Consider the following 22,037-nt stretch of genomic DNA (forward strand, 5'->3'; position numbering starts at 1 on the left):
CTCAGCACCGGCCCGTGGGCACGGACAGCTCGCACACGTTGTCGGTGAAGGTGTTGTCGGGGCCCTTGTCCCGGTCGGCCAGGTCGGCGGGCTTGTTGCCGCTCATCACGTTGCGGCTGACGGCGTTCTTGGCGTTGGGGGCGCCCACGACGCTGGTGAACAGCACGATCCCGCCGGACATGGGCGAGGTGCCCACGTTGTCGGTCACCTGGTTGCCCGTCACCCGGGTGCCCTCGGTGCCGGTGAGCACGATGCCGGCGCCCTGGATGAAGGGGAGCCGGTCGGTGGCCGCGCAGTAGGCGTTGTTCGCGTACACGGAGTTGTGGCGGACGTTCAGGTCTCCGGCGCGCGGGGTCGATTCGTCGCCGACGATGAACACCCCGGCGCAGTTGGCGGTGATGGTGTTCCGCTCGACGGTCATGTCGCGCAGCCGGCGGACCACGACACCGGTCCGGTTGCCGCTGAGCTGGTTGCCGGTGACCAGGGTGCCCAGGGCGTCGGTGGCGCCGCCCTCGGCGTCGATGGTGTTGGCCAGGAAGATGCCGGACTGCTTGTTGCTCCGCGAGACGTTGTCGGCGAAGGTGCCGCGGGTGGACATCTCCTGGCCCATGCCCTGCTGGCCGTTGTCCTCGGCGACGGTGTCCCGCACGGTCATCCGGTCGGTGCCGGAGCCCCAGATGCCGTTCTTGGCGAAGCCGGTGACCTTCAGCGAGCCGATCCGTACATCCGAGACGGGATCTTGGGCCGTCCCGGTGACGCAGATGCCGTGGCCGGCCGCGCCACAGGCGTTGTCCGACGGCTTCGCGGCCGGGGAGAGCACGGTGCTCTCGCCCGCGCCGAGCAGGGTCAGCCGGTCGGTGGTGATCTGGATGTTCTCCCGGTAGGTGCCGGGCCGGAGCTCGATGGTGTCGCCGGGCTTGGCGGCGTCCACGGCGGCCTGGACGGACTGGCCCGGCTGCACCACATGGCGGGTCCCGGCCTGGTCGACGGGGGCGGCGTGGGCTCCGGGGAGCTGGGCGAGTTCGATGACGAGGACGGCCGTGAGGCCTGCGAGGTGACGAAGTTTCGGAGTGCGCATGAACAGGAAGCTAGGTGCGCTCCGCACCACTCGCCACTTATGATCTGCCTGTCACCTATGCGCCGTATTCCCCCACTTGGCCCTCTATTCGAGCACGCGCGAGGCCCCCACCGGCAGATCCCACAGTTCCTCGCGCGGGCGGCCGGTGGCCTCCCAGGCGGCGCGGATCCGGTGCAGCGGCTCCAGGGGCGGCTCGGCCGAGAGCAGGAAGGTCGACCAGTGCATCGGCGCCAGCACCCGCGCTCCCAGGTCCAGATGCGCCCGTACGGCGTCCTCCGGATCGGTGTGCACCCCGCCCAGCATCCAGCGCGGCTCATAGGCGCCGATGGGCAGCAGCGCCACGTCGATGCCCGGGTAGCGGCGGCCGATCTGCCGGAACCAGTGGCCGTAGCCGGTGTCCCCGGCGAAGTACACCCGCCGGCCGCCGGGCGCGGTGATGACCCATCCGCCCCACAGCGAGCGGCAGGTGTCGGTGAGGGTGCGCTTGCTCCAGTGGTGGGCCGGGACGAAGTCGAAGCGGACCGGGCCGTCCTCGCCGGGCAGTTCGGCCGCCTCCCACCAGTCGAGCTCGGTCACCCGGGTGAACCCACGCGTCCGGAACCAGCCGGCGAGCCCGGCCGGGACGAAGACCGGCGTCGTCCTCGGCAGCCGCTTGACCGTGGGTGCGTCCAGATGGTCGTAGTGGTTGTGGCTGATGACGACCGCGTCGACCGGCGGCAGATCCTCCCAGCGGACCCCCACCGGGGTGACCCGGGCCGGGGTGCCGAGGATCCTGCGGGCCCAGACCGGGTCGGTGAGCACGGTGAGCCCGCCGATCCGCAGCACCCAACTGGCGTGCCCCGCCCAGGTGACCGCGGTCCGGCCGGGGGCGGGGAGCGGCAGCGGCCCCGGCTCGAAGGGCAGCTCGGGGATCTGGCGGAGCGTCTTCACGGGCGGTCTGAGCCGCCCCTCCCGCGCCAGCCGGGCCACCGCCCGCACCCCGGGCAGCGGCGAGGTCAGCCGATCGGCGAACGACCGCGGCCAGCGACGGACCTCGTACAGCGGCCGGGGGCCGGCCGGCCGGGCGGCGGCCGGCTCGGAGGTCGCCGGCTCGGGGGCAGCCGGATCGGGGGCAGCCGGATCGGGAGCAGCCGGATCGGGGCTGCCCGACTCGGACGTGGCCGGATCGGGGACGGCAGGATCGGGACCGGCCGGATCGGAGGTAACCGATGCGCGGGCCGCCCGATCGGAGGTGGCCGATGCAGGGGCGGCCAGATCGGGACTGGCCGGCTTGGAGGACCCGGGGACGGCCGGATCGGGGCTGGCCGGATCAGGGCTGGCCGGATCGGGGGCGGCCGGCCCAGGAGCGGCCGGCTCGGGGTTGGCCGCCTCGGATGTGGTCGGGACCGGACGGGGCCGGTCGGCCGGTTCCGCCGGGTCGGCCTGCTCGGCGTGGTCGGTCATGGCCTGGCTCCCTTCCCTCTCTGGTCCGGCCCTTCCGTGCCGGGCGTCATGGCGGCGGCCCAGGGCCGCTCAGCCCACCGGACCGTCCTCGATCAGGTCCCGGAAGGCCGTCTCGAAGTCGGCCAACGCCGCGGCCACATGGGGCAGTTCCAGCGGATCGGGCGCCTGGAGCGCCCGTAGCCGCGCCTCCTCCGACGCCCCCAGCAGCGGCAGCGTCGCCAGCCGGAGCCGCAGGGTGTGCGGGGGGTCGCCGAAGCGATGACCGCCGGCCACGCTCCGGCCGATCCGCCGCACCAGCTCGCGCTCCAGCTCCACCGAGTCGGTGATGCCACGTGCGGCGAGCACCCCGCGCAGCTCGTCGAGGTCGGCGTAGAGATGGCGGCCGGCCTGCGGCGGGCGGGCCAGCGCCCCGACGGCGGTCAGCGCGCGGTAGGCGGCCGCGGCCACGGCCCCGTGCGCCCGGGCCGCGGCGGCCATCCGGCCCCGGACCGGCTCGGGCTCGCCGAGGGCGTAGGCGGCGGCCGCCGTGATGGACGCGGGCAGCCCGGAGCGTACGGCGGTGAGCAGGGACAGCACCCGGCCGCGCAGCTCCACCCCGCGCTCGGTGGCCGGGAACCGGGCCATCGCGGCGGGCCAGCCCGCCGGGGTGAAGGCGCCCACCAGATCGGAGAGCACGATCACGTTCTCCGGGCTCATCTCGGCCGGGCTGAGCAGCACCGTGCCATGCGGATGGTGAACGGTGTCCCGCCAGGTCTCGTCGCTGACGATCAGCAGCCCCTCGGCCACGGCCGCCTCGCACACCTCGTGCAGCAGCTCGGGCGGGGCCACCGTGCCCGTGGGGTCGTCGGCCACCGACAGCAGCAGGACCCGCGGCACCCCGCCCTCGGCGCGGATCCTGCGGACGATCTCCAGCAGCGCGAAGGGATCGGGCAGCCCACCGCATTCGGCCGGGACGGGCGCGTGGTGGGCGCGCCGGTCCACCAGCCGCACCAGCGGCGCGTACCAGGCGGCGCAGGGGCGGGGCAGCAGCACATCGCCACCGGGGCCCGAGGCGAGCAGCGCCAGCAGCAGCGGCTCGGCGCCGGGGGCGACCACGACATGCTCCGGATCGGTCCACAGCCCGCGCCGCGACCAGTAGCCACAGGCGGCCGAGCGCAGCCCGGCCGAGCCGCCGACCGGCTCCGGCGCGGTGTGGCCGGCCGCCGCGACGAAGCTGTCGAGCAGCTCCGGGAGGACCGGCAGCCCGCCGTCGTCCCGGTCCGCCGGAGCCGGGGCGGTCCACTGCCGCTGCATTCGTCCACCTCCGCCCGTGCCGGACGCGTCACCGCCTGCGTATGTCCACCTTCGCAGATCTCCGGCGCCGTTTCGCGGAAGGCGGCCGGGGGACCCGGGCGCCATGACAGCCATGCCGGAACAGCACGATGTGGTGGACGTCCTCACCGCGGACCACCGCGTGGTGCGCAACCTCTTCGAGGGGTACCGCGCCACCACCGACCCCGACCAGCGGCGGCAGCTCGTCGACCGGATGACGGTGGAGGTGGTGCGGCACTCCGTGGCCGAGGAGACCTATCTGTACCCCACGGTCCGCAAGGCGCTGCCGAACGGCGACCGGATCGCCGACGAGGAGATCGAGGAGCTGACCGAGGCCGAGCGGATCCTGTCCGACCTGGACGCCGTGGACCCCCGGGACCGACGGTTCGACCCGCTGGTCCGGGAACTGATGGACGTGGTGGCCATGCATATCCGCGGTGAGGAGGACCTCGTCTTCCCCGAGCTGCGGGAGCGGCTCACCCCCGAGGAGCGGATGATGCTGGGCCTGCGCGTCGGCGAGGCGACGGCCGCCGCGCAGGGCGTGCCACCGGTCAGCCCGGAAGGTCCCGGTCCGGGCCGGACCCTGGCCGACCGGGTCCGGGAGCGGCTGACCGGTCGAACGCGATGAGCTCCTTCTCCAGACCACGGCCGCGGGTGCGCACCACGGTCCCGGCGAGTTCCCCCAGCTTTTTGTTGGTCCGCTGGGAGAGCCGGCGCAGCAGATTGAACGCCTGGTCCGCGTCACAGCCCAGGACGTACATGACGATGCCGCACGCCTGGTCGACCACCGGCCGGGTGCGCAGCGCCGTGTCCAGCTGGTCGACCTGGACGAGGGCGGCGCGGTAGAGCCGGTCCCGGGCCATGCTCTCGGTGGCCAGGTCGCCGAGCAGTTCGGTGGCGCCCTGGGCGGCCTTCTTCAGGGGGCCGGGGCGCAGCCCGTAGACCGAGACGGTCACGGTGAGCCCGTCGCAGGCGAAGGGCAGGGTGGCGGTGGACCGGACGCCCGCGTCCAGCGCCCGCGCCCGGTAGCGCGGCCAGCGGTCGTCGTGGAGCAGATCGTCGGCGCCCGCCGGGCGGCCGGTGTCGAGCGCCGCGAGGATCGGGCCCTCCCCGGTGCTCATCTGGACCGACACCAGCGCGGACAGATCGGGGTGGGTGGCCGCCGTGGTCCGGTCGGCGGCCGCGGCGCCGGAGGACTCCTCGGCGAGCACGGCGGTGGCCGTCGCCCCGCAGCTGTCGCGCGTGCCCGCGGCGGCCTGCTCGGCCAGTTCGGCCAGGCCGCGGCCGAGGGACGGCGCGTCGGTCTGGCAAGCCGTGCGGATGTGCGTACGGTCGGGCATCGCCGGATCCGCTCCTTTCGGTCGGTTTCGCTCCGGTGCGATGTGCGCTTACGGTCCCGTCCCCGTCCGGGCCCCGATTTCTTCGCCTTCCCACGGCATTGAGCGGAAAACGACACCCGGGCCGTCCACCGCGTCCGGTCAGGCTACGGTGTGCCCATGCCAGGCGCTCAGGAGTTTGGTGCGGAGCTCACAGACTTCCGCAGACGGGTCGACGAATTGCGGACCGCGCGGGCCTCGCTGCCCTCGCAGGAGCGGCTGTCCTTGCTGGACGCCGCTCTTTTCGAGCTCCAGCACGTGGTCGACGTGCTGTGGCCGCGGTACGACGAGCTGACGGCGGCGTCCCGGAGCCCCGGCGGGGGCCGGGCCGACCCACAGGAACAGCAGCTGCTGCGGGCGCTGTTCCAGCGGCTGCCGGTCCCTGCGGTCCTGCTCGACCGCGACACCGTGGTGCGGCGCATGAACTTCGCCGCCACCCAGCTCTTCCACACCCGCGCCGGGTACGCCACCGGGCGTCCGCTCGCCGCCTCGCTGCGGCGGGACGGGCAGGCGGCGCTGCGCTCGCAGGTCGCCGCGGTCGCGCGCGGCGAGGGCGACCGCAGCCTGACGGTGCGGCTGTCGCAGCCGTCGGCCGATGGTGAGGTGCGGGTGACCCTGGCCGCGCTGCGGCCGCCGGGCGAGCCCCATCCGGCGGTGCTGGCGGCGTTCCAGCCCGGGGTGATCGGCGCCCCGGCGGGCGTGGGGACGGCCGGGGCGCGGCGCCCGGAGTCCCGGCCGGACCTGGCGGAGGTGACCCGCCATGCCGAGCTGCTGGATTTGGCCGACGACATGGCGGCGGCACTGCTGAGGGTGGCGCTGGCCGGGGGCGGTCCGGAGGCCGTGCTGGCCAGGGCCGCGGAGGTGCTGCACGGCCGGTTCGCGGACTGGGTGATCGCCGACCTGGCCCCGGAGAGCGGTCCCGGCACCGCGCGCCGGGTGGTGGCGCTCGGCCCGCGGGACGCGGTGGGCGACCGTACGGCCTCCCTGGCCGAGCAGGACCCGGCCGACTGCCCCCTGGTGGTGGACGCGCTGTCCGACGGGGTCTCCGCGCTGCGGGTGAGCCCGGCCGACGCCGACGCCTTCGGCCGGGACGCCACGGGTGCGCCCGTCTTGGTGCGGGAGGAGGTCACCTCGCTGCTGTGCATACCCCTGCGCGCCGCTGCCACGGATCCGGTCCGCGGGGCGCTCACGCTCTTCCGTACCGGCGGGCGCGGTGCCTTCGAGATGGCGGAGGCGGGCGTGGCGGACCGGATCTCCCGCCATGTCGCCCTGGCCATGCCGCGCACGGTGCCGCGGGCCCCGGCGCCGGGGGCGTGACCCGGCGGGGCGGCGAGCCGTAAGAACGCCGGGCGCGGGCGCGAGAACGCCGGGCGCGGGCGCGAGAACGCCGGGCGCGGGCGCGAGAACGCCGGGCGCGGGCGCGAGAACGCGGGGCGCGGGCGCGCGCTGGTCGGCACACGGGGCGCGGGCCCGCCCCGGCCCCACACCGGGCGCGGGCCCGCCGGCCCCGGGCGCCTGCCGATCCGACGCCGGGCGCGTGCCTTCAGCGCACCACCGCTGCCCGTCCCGCGCCGGATCAAACGAGGTTTTCTTCCCCGGACGCCGGTTACCCGTCGCATCTGCCGACATCCGCCGGCTCCGCGCTCGAGGAGGCCCCATGACCGAGTACGGCTATTTCCTGGCCGCCGAAGAACACGGGCCCGCGGACCTCGTCGAGCAGGCCCGGATGGCGGAGCAGGCCGGTTTCAGCGCCTTGTGGATCTCCGACCACTACCACCCCTGGAACGACGCCCAGGGCCAGAGCCCCTTCGTCTGGTCGGTGATCGGCGCCCTCGCGCAGGCCACCAGCCTGCCCGTGCAGACCGCGGTGACCTGCCCGATCATCCGTATCCACCCGGCCATCGTGGCCCAGGCCGCCGCGACCAGCTCGGTGCTGCTGGAGGGCCGCTTCCGGCTGGGCGTGGGCAGCGGCGAGGCGCTGAACGAGCATGTGCTGGGCGACCGCTGGCCGCCCGCGCCGATCCGGCTGGAGATGCTGGAAGAGGCCGTGATGCTGATGCGCCAGCTGTTCGAAGGGCACCGCGTCACCCATCACGGCAAGCACTACACGGTGGAGAACGCACGGCTGTACACGGTGCCCGAGGAGCCGGTGCCCATCGACATCGCGGCCTTCGGATCGGCCGCCGCCGCGCTGGCCGGGCGGGTCGGCGACGGCTTCATCACCGTGGTCCCGGACGCGGAACTGGTGGCGCGGTTCCGGCGCGGCAGCGGCGCCGGGGGCAACAGCAAACCGGCCCGCGGCGGGCTGAAGGTGTGCTACGGCCCGGACCCCGACGAGGCGCTGCGCACCGCCCATCGGCTGTGGCCGACCGAGGCGCTGCCCGGTGCGGTGCTGTCGACGCTGGCCACCCCGAGCCAGTTCGAGCAGGCCGCCCAGCTCGTCACCCCCGAGCGGCTGGCCGAAGAGGTGGTCTGCGGGGATGACGCGGAGGCGCATGTCCGGGCACTCAGCGCGTACGCCGAGGCCGGATTCGACACCGTCTACGTCAATCAGATCGGCCCCGACCAGCGGGGCTTCTTCGACTTCTACCGCACCAAGGTGCTGCCGCAGGTGGCCCGCTGAGAACCGCCGCGGGGAGCCGGGCCGACAACCGCCACGGCCGGCCGGGACCGGCTCGCCCCGAACCACTCGCCTCGAACCATGAGCACGGCTGAACCGCCGAGAGGAGCGATGACTCACCATGACCATGAAAGTGGCCGACTACATCCTCGCCCGACTGTCCGAGTGGGGTGTCGAGCATGTCTTCGGCTACCCGGGGGACGGCATCAACGGCCTGCTCGCCGCATGGGGGCGGGCCGAGAACGAACCCCGGTTCATCCAGGCCCGGCACGAGGAGATGGCGGCCTTCGACGCCGTCGGCTACGCCAAGTTCAGCGGCCGCCTCGGGGTGTGCGCGGCCACCTCGGGCCCCGGCGCGATCCACCTGCTGAACGGGCTGTACGACGCCAAGCTGGACCATGTGCCGGTGGTGGCCCTGGTCGGCCAGACCCACCGCAGCGCGATGGGTGGCTCGTACCAGCAGGAGGTGGATCTGCACAGCCTCTTCAAGGACGTGGCCTCCGACTTCCTGGAGACGGTCACCGTCCCCGAGCAGCTGCCCAACGTCCTGGACCGGGCGATCCGCACCGCCTACGCCCGCCGCGCCCCCACCGCCGTGATCATCCCGGCGGATGTGCAGGACCTCGACTACTCCCCGCCCACCCATGAGTTCAAGATGGTGCCCTCCAGCCTGGACCGCAGCGGCTGGTCCGCGGTGCCGTCCAGCACCGCGGTGGAGCGGGCCGCGGAGGTGCTGAACTCCGGCGAGCGGGTGGCGATCATGGTCGGCCAGGGCGCCGCCGGCGCGCGCGAGGAGGTCCGGCGGATCGCCGAGACCCTCGGCGCCGGTGTCGCCAAGGCGCTGCTCGGCCTGGATGTGCTCAGCGATGAACTGCCCTATGTCACCGGGTCCATCGGGCTGCTGGGCACCCGGCCCTCGTACGAGATGATGCGGGACTGCGACACGCTGCTGACGATCGGCTCCAGCTTTCCGTACGCCCAGTTCCTGCCGGAGTTCGGCAAGGCGCGCGGCGTCCAGATCGATCTCGATCCGCACATGATCGGGATGCGCTATCCGTACGAGGTCAATCTGGTCGGCGACGCGCGCGAGACCCTGCTGCGGCTGCTGCCACAGCTGGAGCGGAAGACGGAGCGCGGCTGGCAGGAGGAGATCATCTCGGGCGTACGGCGCTGGCGCGAGGTGATGTCCCAGCGCGCGGAGGTCTCCGCCGACCCGATCAACCCCGAGTACGTGGCCCACTGCCTGGATCCGCTGCTGCCCTCCGACGCCATCATCACCTGCGACTCCGGCTCCGTGGCCAACTGGTACGCCCGCCATCTGCGGATGCGCGGCGAGATGCGCGCCTCGCTGTCGGGCACGCTGGCCACGATGGGCTGCGGGGTGCCGTACGCGATCGGCGCCAAGTTCGCCCATCCGGACCGGCCGGCGGTGGCGCTGGTCGGGGACGGCGCGATGCAGATGAACGGCATGGCGGAGCTGATCACGGTGGCCAAGTACCGCCAGTCGTGGGAGGACCCCCGGCTGGTGATCGGCGTCTGGAACAACCAGGACCTCAACCAGGTCACCTGGGAGATGCGGGCGATGGGCGGGGCGCCGCAGTTCCTGCCCTCGCAGCAGCTCCCCGACGTCTCCTACGCGCGGTTCGCCGAATCGCTCGGCCTGACCGGCATCCGGGTGGAGAAGCCCGAGCAGGTCGAGCAGGCGTGGCGCCAGGCGCTGGCCGCGGACGGCCCGGTGGTCGTGGAGTTCCTCACCGATCCGGCCGTACCGCCGATCCCGCCGCATGCCACCTGGGAGCAGATGGAGGCCACGGTCGAGTCGATCATGAAGGGCGACTCGGACCGGGCGGGCATGGTCCGCCAGGGCCTGAAGGCGAAGGTGCAGGAGTACCTGCCGCACCGGAAGAAGACCACGGACGACGCCTGATGCGCCCGTAGCCCCTGATGTATCCGTTTCGATCCCGTCCGCGCTGGCTACCCGCCGCACCGGACAGATGCGATACCCGGACCGGAAGGACGTGAGCAGCAATGAAGGTCGCCTTTCTCGTCGCCCCCGAAGGCGTGGAACAGGTCGAGCTGACCGACCCCTGGCAGGCGGTCCGGGATTCCGGGGGCACCCCTCGTCTGGTGTCCACCAAGCCCGGCCGTATCCAGGCGTTCAACCACCTCGACAAGGCGGACACCTTCGAGGTCGACCAGGTGGTCAAGGACGCCACGGTCGAGGAGTACGACGCCCTGGCGCTGCCCGGCGGGGTCGCCAATCCCGACTTCCTGCGCCTGGACAACAAGGCCGTCGCCTTCGCCAAGGGCTTCTTCGACGCGGGGAAGCCGGTGGCCGCGATCTGCCACGCCCCCTGGACGCTGGTGGAGGCCGATGTGGTGCGCGGCCGCACCCTGACCTCCTGGCCGAGTCTGCGCACCGACATCACCAACGCCGGCGGGAACTGGGTGGACGAGCAGGTCAAGGTCTGCACCAGCGGTCCCAACGCCCTGATCACCAGCCGTAAGCCCGATGATCTCAAGGCGTTCTGTGAGGCGTTCCTGGAGGAGTTCTCGAAGGCGACGAAGGGATCGGCATCATGACGGAGGACCGCAAGGAGCGGCAGCGTGACCACTACCGTGCCCCCGACCCCGCCGAAGGACCGCTGACCACCGACCAGGGCGTGGCGGTCGACCACACCGACGACTCCCTCACCGTGGGCGAACGCGGCCCGACGCTGATGGAGGACTTCCACTTCCGCGAGAAGCTGACCCACTTCGACCATGAGCGGATCCCGGAGCGGGTGGTGCACGCGCGGGGCGCGGGCGCGTACGGCTACTTCGAGCCGTACGAGTCCTGTGCGGAGTTCACCCGTGCCGCCTTCCTCCAGGATCCGTCCGTGCGCACCCCGGTCTTCGTACGGTTCTCCACCGTGCAGGGGCCCCGGGGCTCGGCGGACACGGTGCGGGACGTGCGGGGCTTCGCGACGAAGTTCTACACCTCCGAGGGCAACTACGACCTGGTCGGCAACAACATGCCGGTCTTCTTCATCCAGGACGGGATCAAGTTCCCCGACTTCGTGCACGCGCTCAAGCCGGAGCCGCACAACGACATCCCGACCGGCGCCTCCGCCCATGACACCCTGTGGGACTTCGTCTCCCTGCAGCCCGAGACCATGCACATGATGATGTGGCTGATGTCGGACCGGGCGATTCCGCGCAGCTTCCGGATGATGCAGGGCTTCGGGGTGCACACCTTCCGCTTCGTGGACGCGCAGGGGCGCGGCACCTTCGTGAAGTTCCACTGGAAGCCGAAGCTGGGCGTCCACTCGCTGGTGTGGGACGAGGCGCAGGAGGCGGCGGGCCGCGACCCGGACTTCAACCGGCGCGATCTGTGGGAGGCGATCGAGGCGGGTCAGTACCCCGAGTACGAGCTGGGGGTGCAGCTGATCCCGGAGGAGGACGAGTTCAACTTCGACTTCGATCTGCTCGACGCCACGAAGATCGTTCCGGAGGAGCAGGTGCCGGTGCGGCCGATCGGCCACATGGTGCTGAACCGCAACCCGGACAACTTCTTCGCCGAGACCGAGCAGGTGGCCTTCCACACCGGGAACGTCGTCCCCGGTATCGACTTCACCAACGACCCGCTGCTGCAGGCCCGGAACTTCTCGTACCTGGACACCCAGCTGATCCGGCTGGGCGGCCCCAACTTCTCGCAGCTCCCGGTCAACCAGCCGGTCACCCCGGCCCGGACCAACCACCGGGACGGCTACCACCAGACCATGATCCACAAGGGCACCAACTACTCCCCCAACTCACTCGGCGGCGGCTGCCCGGCCCTCGCCGGCGCGGACGGCTATGCCTTCTCCCACTACGCGGAGCGGGTCGAGGGCCACAAGATCCGCAAGCGGAGCGAGTCCTTCAAGGACTTCTACAGCCAGGCCGCGCTGTTCTGGAACAGCATGAGCGACTGGGAGAAGCGCCATATCGTGGACGCCTTCCGCTTCGAGCTGGGCAAGGTCGCCGCGGTGCACGTGCGCGAGCGCACGGTCGAGCAACTGGCCCGGGTCGACTACGACCTGGCCTCGCAGGTGGCCCAGGGCATCGGCGTGGCCATGCCGGAGCCCGGCGCCAACAACCACAAACCGCAAGCCTCGCCCGCGCTGAGCCTGGAGAACCTCCGGGGCGACGGCTCGATCCGCACCCGCCAGATCGCGGTGCTGGTCATGGACGGGGTGGACACCGCCCAGCTCACCCAGGCCCAGGAGGCACTCACCGCCCAGGGCGCCGTCGTCGAGGCCCTCGCCCCGCACGACGGCAAGGTGACCGGCGCCGACGGCAACGGCTACGCGGTCGACCGCGCCCTCCCCACGGTCGCCTCCGTCCTCTACGACGCCGTCCTCCTCCCCGGCGGCCCCACCGGCACCCCCGACCTGGCCTCCGACAGCGCGGCCATGCGCTTCGTCCGCGACGCCTACCGCCACGGCAAACCCATCGGCGCCCTCGGCTCGGGCGTCGGCGTCCTCTCCTCCCTCGACCCGGAGGGCCTCCACATCGCCTCCGGCCACGGCCACGTCTGCACCGACCGAGGCGTGGTCACGGACACGACGACGGGCACGGCGAGCGAGGAATTCACCAGGGCCTTCACCGAAGCGATAGCGGCCCACCGCCACTGGGACCGCCCGCGAGTCCGCTGCTGAATTCCGCGGGGCGCGGTGGGCCGGCCGGTCATGGGGTGGGGGTGTGAGCGGAGTTTCCTCCGCTCACACCCCCACCCCGTGGTTGTCGGCCCGGCGGGGGCGGGGGCTTGTGGCCCGGCGGGAGCCGGGGGGCTTGTCGACCCGACGGGAGCCGGGGGCTCGTCAGCCCGACGGGAGCCGGCGCGCTCGTCAGCCCGGCGGGGCCGGGGGCTTGTCGACCCGACGGGAGCCGGGGGGCTCGTCGACCCGGCGGGGGCGCCAAGGTCCGGGGTTGCGTTCGCGGGGGCGTGTACGCCTGGGCGCGGTCGGCTTGCCCGGCTTCCCGGGCTTTGGAGGCGTTCGCAGGGCGAGCAGACCCGGATCCTCGGCACGCCGAGGCGCCGGGGGGCCCGGCGGGGCGCGGCCCGGACGCCGTCGGCTTGCCCGACTTCCCGGTCCTTGGGGACGTTCGCGGGGCGGCACGCCTAGGCGCCGTTGGCCTGATCGGCTTCGCGGGATCTCGGGTCGTGTTCACGCTTAGGGCACACCCAGGACCATCCGCACGCCAAGGCCCCGGGGCGGGTCGGGCACGCCTGGGCGCGGTCGGCCCGCCCCGGCTTCCCGGGTCTTGGGGGCGGTCGCGGGGCGGGCAGGGCCTGGAGTGGGGCCGTCTGTGCGCCGATGCGTTTGGCCTCCGGGGCTCGCTCGTGCGTTGGCACGGCACGGGTCGGTGTGCTGTATTTCAGCCTCTCCGGCGATTGAGAGCGGGGTCCGGGGCGGAGCCCCGGCGGGGGGCGGGGGGCGGAGCCCCTCGTTTCGGGAAGGGGCGGGGTGGGGGCTCTCCGCCGGAGGCGCCCACGCCCCGCCCCCGCCACCCCCGCTACGGCTCGCGGCCGAGCAACGCCAAGAGCCGAGCCTGCGCATCCGCCCCCGCCGGCGGCTCCACGGGGGCCGCAAAAAGCCCGCTCTCCTCCAAGTCCGCCGCATACGGCGCGACTTCCCGCACCGAAAAGTCCACCAGCGGCTTCGGAATGCGTTCCTCCGCCCCAATGGCCCGCGCCAGATCCCACGCGTGGACGGCCGCGTCAGCCGTCATCTGGGCACAGTAATGCGTGGCGGGGCTCTCCCCGTACGAGAGCTCGACCGTCCGGTCGAGGGCCCCCGGCTCGCGGAAGGCGTCCCGCGCCGCGGCGGCCACCACGTCCCACGTCGCGACCGGGTCGTCACCGAGCAGATCGCCCTCCAGCGCATCGCTCTGGTCGGCGACGCTCGCCCCCTCCCGGACCAGCGGCGGCACCCACATCTGCTCGACCGCGAGATGGTTCACCAGATCCCGCACGGTCCACTCGGTGCAGGGCGTCGGGTCGTCCCACTGGTTGGGCCGGATCTCGTGCACCCGTTCGGTGAAGAGGTCCAGCGCCTCGCCGTGCCTGGCCAGCAGCGGATTCTCCGCCATGGGCGATCACCCCGTCCGAGGAGGCTGAGGGGGCTGAGGAGGTGCCCCGGACCCCGGCGCCGGAGGTGGCGGAGGCGGAGGCGGAGGCGTCGGCGGCGTGGGAGGCGCGGAGGGCCCGGCGGGCCCTGAAGGAGCGGCAGGGCCCGAAGGAGCGGCAGGACCCGAAGAGCCCGATGGACCTGTAGGCGGGACAGGACCCGAGGGCGCCGACGGCGTGGTCCGCCCCGACGCCTGCGCCGCGGAGTTCTTCAGCCACCCCGCCGCCACCAGCAACAGCGCGAAGACGATCAGCGCCGCCGCCCACGCCGGAAGCGCGAGGGCGAGGAGCAGCACCAGGCACGCCGTGAGCGCACCCCCCGCGTAGAGCGCGGCCGCCGCCGCGCCACCGTAGAGGCGGACCGCGCGCCGTCCGGACTGCTCGCGCAGCTCCCTGCGGACTTCGTCGCGGACGGCCCGGGCGACCGGCTCCGCCAGGTCCCCGGACGAGGGTATGCCCGCCTTCGGATAGCCCGATTTATCAGTCATGCGCCGCCGGGTACCCGTGCCCCATCCTCGTTAACAGTCCCAGCCGACACGGTCGGGGCCGGAAACGTAAAACGGACGGGACACGGACGGGACACGGATACGCGGGCACGTCCGCAGGGCAGGGCAGGGCACGGCGTCGAACGCGGCCCCTGATTTCCACGTCCGACGCCGCTCCTCACTCCCTACGGGCCGCTCGGCCGCACCACGGGTCCCCGTCCCCGGCGTCCTCAAACGCCCCCGGGCTCGTCAAACGCACACCGCGACCTCGTGTTGATGCCATCGTGACGGGTACGCGTGGGGGACGCGAAATCTGGAGGGAGTACATGCGACTCGGACATCTCCAACCGCTGTACGAGCGCCCCGACCGCCCGGGCCCCTGGGCCAGCGTCTACTTCGACACCTCGCACCCGGACGAGTCCGCCGCGCAGGAGCGGGAACGCGCCGCCCGCGAGGCCGGTCGCCGACTGGAAGGGCAGGGCGCCGACCGGGCCACCTGCCGTGCGGTGTACGAGAGGCTGACCGCGGCGCCACCCGGCCCCGGGCCGGCGGCGGGCCGGGCCGTCTTCGCCACGGCCGGTGAGGTGGTCGTCGACACCCCGTTGCCGACCCCGCCGCCGATGGGCGAAGCCCCGTGCTGGTCGGCGCTGCCACATGTGGGACCACTGCTGGAGCTGACCGGCGAGGACCCGTCCTGCCTGGTGGCGTACATCGACCGCACCGGCGCGGACGTCGAGCTGCGGGACGGGCACGGTCTGCGCGACGGCCACGCCGGCGACCGGCTCGGCTCGGTGCACGGACGGCAGTGGCCGGTGCACCGCACCGCCAGTGCCGACTGGTCGGAGCGCCACTTCCAGCTCAAGACGGAGAACACCTGGGAGCACAACGCGGCGCTGATCGCCGACGAGCTGCGCGCCTGCCAGGAGGAGACCCAGGCGGATCTGGTGGTGCTGGCCGGGGACCCGCGCGAGCGGCGCGCAGTCCGTGACCAGCTGCCCAAGGCGCTGCGCTCGGTGGCGGTGGAGACCGCGCGCGGGGGCCGCGCCCCCGGTTCCGCCTCGCCCGGCACCCACGCCGCCCGGCTGCTGGACCAGGAGGTGGACGGCGCCCGCGCCCGGCATGCGCAGGAGCGCGGCGTGGCGGCGATGGAGCGGTTCCGGGCCGGCCGGATGCCCTCGGACGGGCGCGTGGAGGCGGCCGAAGGAGTTCCGGCACTGGTCGACGCGGCGCGCGAACACCGCATAGGCTCGTTGCTGATACGCCCCGACGGGCCCGATCTCTACCGCGAGGTATGGGTGGGCACCGAACCGGACCAGCTGGCCTTGCGTCGCACCGATGTCCAGTATCTGGGCGACGCACGGCCGTCCCCGGCCCGCGCCGACGACGCGCTGATCCGCTCGGCCGCGCTCACCGGCGCCGAGGTGCTGACGGTGCCGTCGGCCGACGGGGAGACATACGGCGACAACATCCCGGTGGGCGGCCTCGGCGCACTGCTGCGCTGGCCGTACGAGGGCGGCGCGGACTGACCATCCCGGGAGACGACCATCCCGGGAGACGACCGACCCGGGAGAGATATACGGACCCGCTGAGGAAGGGGACCGACATGCAGCGAGGCAGCGACCGGCTGAGCGTCCACAAGGACGACGAGATGAAGCACGAGCTCCAGGGGCTGATCCGCTCCGGGCACCCGACCCGTGCCGAGGAGTGGCACGACCCGGAGCCGGCCGCCGACGACGACCCGGACGTGACCATGGGGCCGATCCCGGCCCGCGGGACGACCGGTGAGGCCGAGGCGGTGCGGTTCGAGTTCGCGCGCCGGCTGGGACGTACGTCGTTCCCCGCCGATCGTGAGGAGCTGTTGCGCGTCCTGGAGGAACGGCACGCACCGGACGGTCTGATCGCTCTGGCCGAGGAACTGCCCGCGGACCGGACGTTCCACACGGTGCAGGAGGTGGTCTCGGCGCTGGGGCTGCGCCCGGCCTCGTAGGACATGGAGGGACGGCGAGACTCGATGGGGCGGCCAGCCATGGTGGGACGCCCAGACATGGCGGGCCGGCCAGACTGGTGGGACGCCCAGTCATGGAGGGCCGGCGCACACCGGCACGCATAGTCCCCGCCCCGCGCGGGTACTGCGGGCAGCACATCACCCACGAAGGGGAGGTGGACAGATGTCCCAGGACCCACCTCGCTATGTGCGGGAAGTCATGACGCGGCCCGTGGTCTGGGTGCACCCCGATGCCTCGCTGGTGGAAGCCGCTCAGGTGATGCGCGCACAGGGCATCGGCGATGTGCTGGTCGCCAGCGACGGGGAGCTGCTCGGTGTGCTCACCGACCGTGACATCACTCTCCGCGCCGTCGCCGAGGGCATCGACCCCCTCGCCGTCACCTGCCATGCCGTGTGCACGCCGGACCCGGTGACCATCGGGCCGGACGAGGAGCTGGCCGAGGCGGCCGCACTCATGCGGAGACATGCGGTAGCGCGGCTTCCGGTCGTCGAGGCGGGGCGTCCGCTGGGCGTGATCAGCCTGGGCGATGTGACGGAGCCGCCCTGAATTCCCGCGGCACGTTCCGCCGAAGGGGCGGCGGGGGTCCTCCCCCGCCGCCCCTTCGCCATTTCGGCATGACGCTCACGGCGCCGCACGGCGCCGCACACAACGCCGCTGCCTGCATAGTGAGACGGTTCTTCTCGTGATGCGAGATGCCTTCTACCGTGGAGCCACCCGCTCGCCGGTCCCGAAGGGGGAGTTCCGCCATGCCGAAGGACGCCGCCGTCTACACCCACGGCCACCATGAGTCGGTGCTGCGCTCGCACACCTGGCGCACGGCGGCCAACTCCGCCGCATACCTCACCGGCCGTCTGCGGCCCCATATGCGGATCCTGGACATCGGCTGCGGCCCCGGCACCATCACCGCCGACCTGGCCGAACTGGTCCCCCAGGGACAGGTCACGGGCATCGACGCCGAGGACTCCGTCCTGGAGCGGGCCCGCTCGGTGGCCGAGGAGCGCGGGCTGGCGAACGTGTCCTTCGCGGTCGCCGACGTCCACGCGCTGGACTACCCCGACGACTCCTTCTGCGTGGTCCACGCCCATCAGGTGCTGCAGCACGTCGGCGACCCGGTGGGGGCGCTGCGCGAGATGCGGCGGGTGTGCGCGCCGGGCGGCGTCGTGGCGGTGCGCGACTCCGACTACGCCGCCATGACCTGGTATCCATCCGTGCCCGGCCTGGACGGCTGGCTGGATCTCTACCGCCGGGTCGCGCGGGCCAACGGCGGTGAGCCGGACGCCGGTCGCAGGCTGCGCTCCTGGGCGCTGGAGGCGGGGTTCACCGACATCGACATCACCTCGACCGCCTCGGCGTGGTGCTACGCCACCGAGGAGGAGCGGGCGTGGTGGAGCGGGCTGTGGGCGGACCGCACGGTCGCCTCCGCCTACGCCCGGCGCGCGGTGGACGGCGGCCATGCCACCGAGGAGGAGCTGCGGTCGATCGCGGAGGCGTGGCGGGCGTGGGGCGAGGCCCCGGACGGTTGGTTCGCCGTCCTGCACGGTGAGATCCTCTGCCGCGTCTGAGCAGTTCAACTAGGCTCGCCCGCATGGATATTCTGGGGACTTCACTCCGCGTGTGCGTCGACGATCTGGATTCGGCGATCGCCGTCTACGAACGGCTGACGGGAGCCGAGGCGGTGCGCTTCCAGCGCGGGCCCGTCTCCGTCGCGGCGGTCGGCTGCTTCTTTCTGATGAGCGGTCCGGAGTCGGAACTGTCGATTCTTCGCAAGATCACGGCGACGATCGCGGTGAAGGACGTGGACGAGGCGATCGCGGATCTCACGGCCGTCGGTGGGCAGATCGTGGCCGGTCCACTGCCCGCCCCCGTGGGCCGGACCCTGGTGGCGCGCCACCCCGACGGCTCGATCTTCGAGTACGTCGACCGGAATCCGATGGCGTGACCCGCCCGTGAACTCACCGTCCGGCAGACCCGTCAGGAGGGCGGTCCCGGATCCTCGGTGAGCTCCCCGTCGTCGAACTCCTCGTACTCCTCGTAGAGATCGTCCACATCACGGAGCTCATCGCTCTTGATCCGGACCGCCTCTTCCTCGGCGGACAGCCCGCTGGTCGAGCCCTCCTGGGAGTAGACGTCCTGCTCCCGCGGGAAGTCGGGGTCCGGCTCGTCGTACAGCAGCCCCGCGCGTTCCGCCTCGGTGCCGACCGGCTCCCCGGTCTCCGGCTCCTCATCGGTCAAGCGCTCCTCGAGCGACTCCCGCTCATGCGTCTCCGCGCTCGTGGTGTCCCGGTACGCGGCGATCGTCGGCTCATCCCCGGGCACGGGCAACTGCTCAGGATCCTCGGCCCGCTGCTGCTCGGGCGTACCGTCCTGCAGATCGGGGATCCCCTCGTCCTCGGGATCCGCGCCGGGGTCATGCGGTGTCCTCACGGTCGCGGCTCCTTCCGCTCGCTCATGCGCTATGCCGACATCCGCGCCCGGGTGCCCCGATGGCCCAGCCCTATGCGAACCGGGCCGCGGCGACGCGAACGCGGACGGAGCCGCACAGGCCCATGGGGGACGCAGCCCAAGTGCGGGGCGCGTCCGCCCGCCCCCTGCGCCCCGGGCAGGCCCGCTCGCGAGCACGGCCGCTGTCGGGCGAGGCCGCCTGGGGGCGCAAGCCGGTCAGGCCCCTATGCGGACCACGGGCCACTGAGAGGGCGCAGACCGCCTGCGGGCACGCCCCGGCCAGGCCCGCTCTCGAGCAATGCCGCCTGCGGGCACAACCCGGCCAGCCCACGCACCATGCGGGGGGCGGAACCCGAGCAGGCCGCCATGCGGACCGCAGCCCACTTGGGGGGCACAGGCCACCTGCGGCCGCTTGCCGAGCAGGCCCCCTCTCGTCCATGACCGCCTCCGGCGAGAACCCAGACAGCCCCACTCCCGGACGAAGCCACCTGCGGGCACAACCCGATCAGGCAACGCGCCACGCGGGCGCAATCCCGGGCATGCCCCCACGCGGGACGCAGGCCGCTGCAGGCCGCTTGCGGGCGCTACCCGGGCACGCCCGCTTCCGGCCGGGGCCGAGCGCAACCGGGGCAGACCCGCTTCCGGACGAGACTGTCTGCGGGCCGCGGGGGGCAACCAGGCGAGCCCGCTTCGCGCGAAGCCGCCTGGGGGCGCCCTCGAGCGCAGGACGCTCGGGGGCGCACCCCGTACCGACCCAATGCGGGCCGTAGGCCCGCTACGTGGGGCGCATTCGGAATTCGTAGCGGCCGGGCAGTGGGTGCTCGGTCCTGGCCCGGGCCCGGGCTTCCTCGGTCAGGGGCTCATCTGTCCCCGCCACCAGCCGCTCCACGATCGCGTACCACGTGTCGCTCAACGCCTCGTCGCCCTCGCGCAGATCGCAGACCTCGAAGCCCTCGTCGAAGACGGCGCGGGCAGCCGGGGCGTCGCCCTGGGCCAGGAGCACCTGGGCGCGCAGCAGCCGGAAGCGGCCACGGGACCGGATGGTGGGGCGCAGGGCGTCGAGGACCGCTGTGGCGTCGCCGGCGCGGTCGGCCGCGAGCAGCGCGACGATCGCCTCCCGGCCGAGCGCCGTCTCGGCCGCCTCCAGGGCGACCGGGTCGGCGGTGGCGGCGACGGGCGGTGCGGCCAGCGAGACGGCCGTCGGGGTCGGCGCTCCGGCCGGCTCTGCCCCCTGCGCCGCGCCCCCTCCTACTCCCGGCCCCTGCCCCGCTCCCGCCGCTTCGAGCACCGGATCGGCTTCGAGCACCGGATCGGCTTCGAGCACCGGATCCGCTTCGAGCGCCGGATCCGCTTCGAGCGCCGGGTCCGCCTCCCCCGGCGGGACGGCGCCCGAGGCGAGGAGGAGCTGTACGGCGCGCAGCAGCCGGTCCGCCGCGCGTGCCGGATGGCCGGAGGCGGTGTCGGCGACGGCCAGACAGCGCAGTGCCCAGGGCGTCTCGGCGCACCGCAGCGACCGCTCCCAGCTGCGCTCGGCCTGTGCGCGGTCGCCCGCATGCCACTGGGCGACGCCCAGGTGGTATTCGGCGGCGGCGGTCGAGGGGGCCGCTTCGAGGAGGTCGCGCCAGGCGGGCGCGACCAGGGAGGCCCCGGGGTCGGCCCGGGAGGGGCCCGGCTCCCAGTCGGGGAGGGCGCCGGTGCGCAGCAACCGGCGCCACGGCTCCTGGTCCTCCCCCAGCGTGCCCGGGTCGAACGGCGTACCGGGCAGCTCGAACCCGCCGCGCTCGGCCTCCAGCGCGCCCCAGCCGGAGCCGGTCGCGAGACGCTCCGCCGGTTCCGCGTCGGCGTACGGGCGCCAGGCGGCGTAGGCCGCGTCGACCGCGGCGCGCGGCAGCGCCGCCTCCAGCCGGGTCTCGGTCTCACGGCGGGCGGCCGCCCAGTCGGTGCCGTGGACGGCGGCCGGGTCGGCGGTCAGCGGGCCGTACGCCTCCAGCCAGGCGAACTCCTCGCCCGCCTCCAGCGGGATGTGCTCGAGCTGGGTGCGGGCGAGCCCGGCCTGGATCTCGGCGTAGCCGCCGGTGCCGGGCTCGGTCAGCCACTGCTGCCAGCGCCGCCCCCCGGGGCCCGCGCCCCAGACGAAGAGCTTGCGGCCGCGCAGCAGATCGGTCGAGGTCTGGACGAGGCCGCTGCCGTCGGCGTCGAGCGAGGCGATCCAGCGGCGGGCGCCGTCGGGCACCTCGTAGAAGTAGTCGGCGGGGTAGGCGCCGCGGAGCGGATAGGTGCGGTCGGCGCCGTCCCACTCCGGGACCGGAACCCGGCTGAGGGTGCGGGCGTAGCCGAAGTGCCAGGCGTCGTCGGCGGGGGCGAGGACGCGGGTGTGCTCGTCCTCGGGGACGGCGATGTTGGACCACCAGTAGACGGGGGCGGGGAGGTGGTGGGGGTTGCGGATCCTGACGCCCACGTAGAGGAACGCGGAGTCGGCGGGCAGCCACAGATCCACCTGGAAGGGCAGATCGCGCAGCCGCTCCCACTCCCACAGCCGCACCATCGCGCCCCCTTCGGCGGCGTCGGGGGCGGGGACGCGGGCGGCGTGCAGGGGTGCGCAGGACAGGGTGGTGTGGCCGGTGGCGCCGATGTTCCACTCGATCCCGCCGGAGAACCAGGCGCCGTTGAGGGCGAAGTCGGCGGGCTGGAGCACCGGGTTGCGGTACAGCAGCTCGGTGTCGGCGGAATGACCGGTGGCCTTGTGGATCAGCGAGTGGACCCGGCCGCCGAGCCCGGGCAGCACCGTGGCCCGCAGCCGGTCGTTCTCCAGGACGATGGCGTCGAGCGTGGCGGGGGCGCGGTCGCGGCCGTAGCCGTCGCGCAGCCGGACCGGCAGCACCGACCGCAGGGGGGCATGGGCGACCTGGCGGGCCATGTCGGCGGGGAGCGTGGCCCGGACGCGGTCGTCCACGCGGTGCACCTCGTCGAGGGGACGCAGCGCGGGCAGGGGGTTGTCGGGCCCGACGGGGGCGGTGGGAAGGGTCAGGGTGGTACGTCGCACGCTCGTGGCCACGGGCTGCCTCGCTCCGACTGCCTTGGGTCACCTCGGTGCGGCGACCGTCCGATGACCATGGAACAACGTC

The 22,037-nt window shown here is 73.4% G+C and carries 19 protein-coding genes and 1 pseudogene; 12 read left to right on the plus strand and 8 right to left on the minus strand.

Translation table 11 applies throughout. The features are described 5' to 3' along the window. Position 1: 1 nt before the first annotated feature. The 3 genes from J8403_RS11100 to J8403_RS11110 all read right to left on the minus strand — a co-directional run bounded on the left by J8403_RS11100 (position 2) and on the right by J8403_RS11110 (position 3,814). Positions 2 to 1,078, minus strand: a complete 1,077-nt coding sequence (locus tag J8403_RS11100; RefSeq protein ID WP_211123042.1) for a right-handed parallel beta-helix repeat-containing protein — start codon at positions 1,076 to 1,078, stop codon at positions 2 to 4. Between the two features lie 84 nt (positions 1,079 to 1,162). Further along, positions 1,163 to 2,332, minus strand: a complete 1,170-nt coding sequence (locus J8403_RS11105) for an MBL fold metallo-hydrolase (protein ID WP_343245363.1) — start codon at positions 2,330 to 2,332, stop codon at positions 1,163 to 1,165. 258 nt (positions 2,333 to 2,590) lie between these two features. Beyond that, positions 2,591 to 3,814, minus strand: coding sequence for an aminotransferase class I/II-fold pyridoxal phosphate-dependent enzyme (locus J8403_RS11110; protein WP_211123043.1), 1,224 nt, complete (start codon positions 3,812 to 3,814; stop codon positions 2,591 to 2,593). A gap of 103 nt (positions 3,815 to 3,917) precedes the next feature. On the opposite strand from J8403_RS11110, the gene J8403_RS11115 reads away from it, so the two are divergent. Next, on the plus strand, positions 3,918 to 4,460 hold the full coding sequence (locus J8403_RS11115) for a hemerythrin domain-containing protein (RefSeq protein WP_211123044.1): 543 nt from the start codon (positions 3,918 to 3,920) through the stop codon (positions 4,458 to 4,460). Here the strand turns inward: J8403_RS11115 and J8403_RS11120 are convergent. Beyond that, entirely contained in the window at positions 4,384 to 5,172 is a 789-nt protein-coding gene (locus J8403_RS11120; protein WP_211123045.1) for an ANTAR domain-containing response regulator, read from the minus strand. The genes J8403_RS11115 and J8403_RS11120 overlap by 77 nt on opposite strands. Before the next feature lie 156 nt (positions 5,173 to 5,328). Between J8403_RS11120 and J8403_RS11125 the strand changes: the two genes are divergently transcribed. The 5 genes from J8403_RS11125 (at position 5,329) to J8403_RS11145 (ending at position 12,507) form a co-directional block, all read left to right on the plus strand. Next, positions 5,329 to 6,525 carry a PAS domain-containing protein gene (locus J8403_RS11125; RefSeq protein ID WP_211123046.1) on the plus strand — a complete coding sequence of 399 codons (1,197 nt, stop codon included), beginning with the start codon at positions 5,329 to 5,331 and terminating at the stop codon, positions 6,523 to 6,525. Between the two features lie 340 nt (positions 6,526 to 6,865). Further along, a complete protein-coding gene (locus J8403_RS11130) occupies positions 6,866 to 7,831 on the plus strand; it encodes a TIGR03557 family F420-dependent LLM class oxidoreductase (RefSeq protein ID WP_211123047.1) in 966 nt (321 codons plus the stop codon). A 118-nt stretch (positions 7,832 to 7,949) separates the two neighbouring features. Beyond that, a complete protein-coding gene (locus J8403_RS11135; RefSeq protein WP_211123048.1) occupies positions 7,950 to 9,755 on the plus strand; it encodes a thiamine pyrophosphate-requiring protein in 1,806 nt (601 codons plus the stop codon). Between the two features lie 101 nt (positions 9,756 to 9,856). Beyond that, positions 9,857 to 10,411: a type 1 glutamine amidotransferase domain-containing protein gene (locus tag J8403_RS11140; RefSeq protein WP_211123049.1), complete on the plus strand. Its 555-nt coding sequence runs from the start codon at positions 9,857 to 9,859 to the stop codon at positions 10,409 to 10,411. Further along, a complete protein-coding gene (locus J8403_RS11145) occupies positions 10,408 to 12,507 on the plus strand; it encodes a catalase (protein WP_211123050.1) in 2,100 nt (699 codons plus the stop codon). Before J8403_RS11140 ends, J8403_RS11145 begins: the two co-directional genes overlap by 4 nt. A gap of 859 nt (positions 12,508 to 13,366) precedes the next feature. Here J8403_RS11145 and J8403_RS11150 read toward each other — a convergent pair. After that, positions 13,367 to 13,942, minus strand: coding sequence for a TIGR03086 family metal-binding protein (locus tag J8403_RS11150; protein ID WP_211123051.1), 576 nt, complete (start codon positions 13,940 to 13,942; stop codon positions 13,367 to 13,369). Between the two features lie 41 nt (positions 13,943 to 13,983). Here J8403_RS11150 and J8403_RS43575 point away from each other — a divergent pair, with 41 nt between their 5' ends. Continuing rightward, positions 13,984 to 14,127 carry a hypothetical protein gene (locus J8403_RS43575; RefSeq protein ID WP_246586451.1) on the plus strand — a complete coding sequence of 48 codons (144 nt, stop codon included), beginning with the start codon at positions 13,984 to 13,986 and terminating at the stop codon, positions 14,125 to 14,127. 55 nt (positions 14,128 to 14,182) lie between these two features. On the opposite strand, the pseudogene J8403_RS43580 reads toward J8403_RS43575, so the two are convergent. Next, positions 14,183 to 14,467: pseudogene (locus J8403_RS43580) on the minus strand (phage holin family protein); the annotation flags it as partial. Between the two features lie 323 nt (positions 14,468 to 14,790). On the opposite strand from J8403_RS43580, the gene J8403_RS11160 reads away from it, so the two are divergent. The 5 genes from J8403_RS11160 (at position 14,791) to J8403_RS11180 (ending at position 18,409) form a co-directional block, all read left to right on the plus strand. Then, positions 14,791 to 15,990, plus strand: a complete 1,200-nt coding sequence (locus tag J8403_RS11160) for a baeRF2 domain-containing protein (RefSeq protein ID WP_211123053.1) — start codon at positions 14,791 to 14,793, stop codon at positions 15,988 to 15,990. Between the two features lie 77 nt (positions 15,991 to 16,067). After that, positions 16,068 to 16,451 (plus strand): DUF2795 domain-containing protein, encoded by a 384-nt coding sequence (locus J8403_RS11165; protein WP_211123054.1) that lies wholly within the window; start codon positions 16,068 to 16,070, stop codon positions 16,449 to 16,451. 181 nt (positions 16,452 to 16,632) lie between these two features. After that, a complete protein-coding gene (locus J8403_RS11170) occupies positions 16,633 to 17,016 on the plus strand; it encodes a CBS domain-containing protein (RefSeq protein WP_211123055.1) in 384 nt (127 codons plus the stop codon). Positions 17,017 to 17,216: 200 nt separating this feature from the next. After that, positions 17,217 to 18,032, plus strand: a complete 816-nt coding sequence (locus J8403_RS11175; RefSeq protein ID WP_211123056.1) for a class I SAM-dependent methyltransferase — start codon at positions 17,217 to 17,219, stop codon at positions 18,030 to 18,032. A gap of 23 nt (positions 18,033 to 18,055) precedes the next feature. Continuing rightward, the gene (locus J8403_RS11180) at positions 18,056 to 18,409 is read left to right on the plus strand and encodes a VOC family protein (protein ID WP_014055744.1); all 354 of its coding nucleotides are present in this window, start codon (positions 18,056 to 18,058) and stop codon (positions 18,407 to 18,409) included. Positions 18,410 to 18,441: 32 nt separating this feature from the next. Here the strand turns inward: J8403_RS11180 and J8403_RS11185 are convergent, their stop codons facing one another. Both J8403_RS11185 and J8403_RS11190 read right to left on the minus strand, forming a co-directional pair. Beyond that, positions 18,442 to 18,894, minus strand: a complete 453-nt coding sequence (locus J8403_RS11185; RefSeq protein ID WP_059142013.1) for a DUF5709 domain-containing protein — start codon at positions 18,892 to 18,894, stop codon at positions 18,442 to 18,444. 793 nt (positions 18,895 to 19,687) lie between these two features. Next, on the minus strand, positions 19,688 to 21,967 hold the full coding sequence (locus J8403_RS11190) for a DUF5107 domain-containing protein (protein WP_211123057.1): 2,280 nt from the start codon (positions 21,965 to 21,967) through the stop codon (positions 19,688 to 19,690). Positions 21,968 to 22,037: the final 70 nt, after the last annotated feature.

The organism is Streptomyces yatensis (genome assembly GCF_018069625.1).
GTDB lineage: Bacteria > Actinomycetota > Actinomycetes > Streptomycetales > Streptomycetaceae > Streptomyces > Streptomyces yatensis.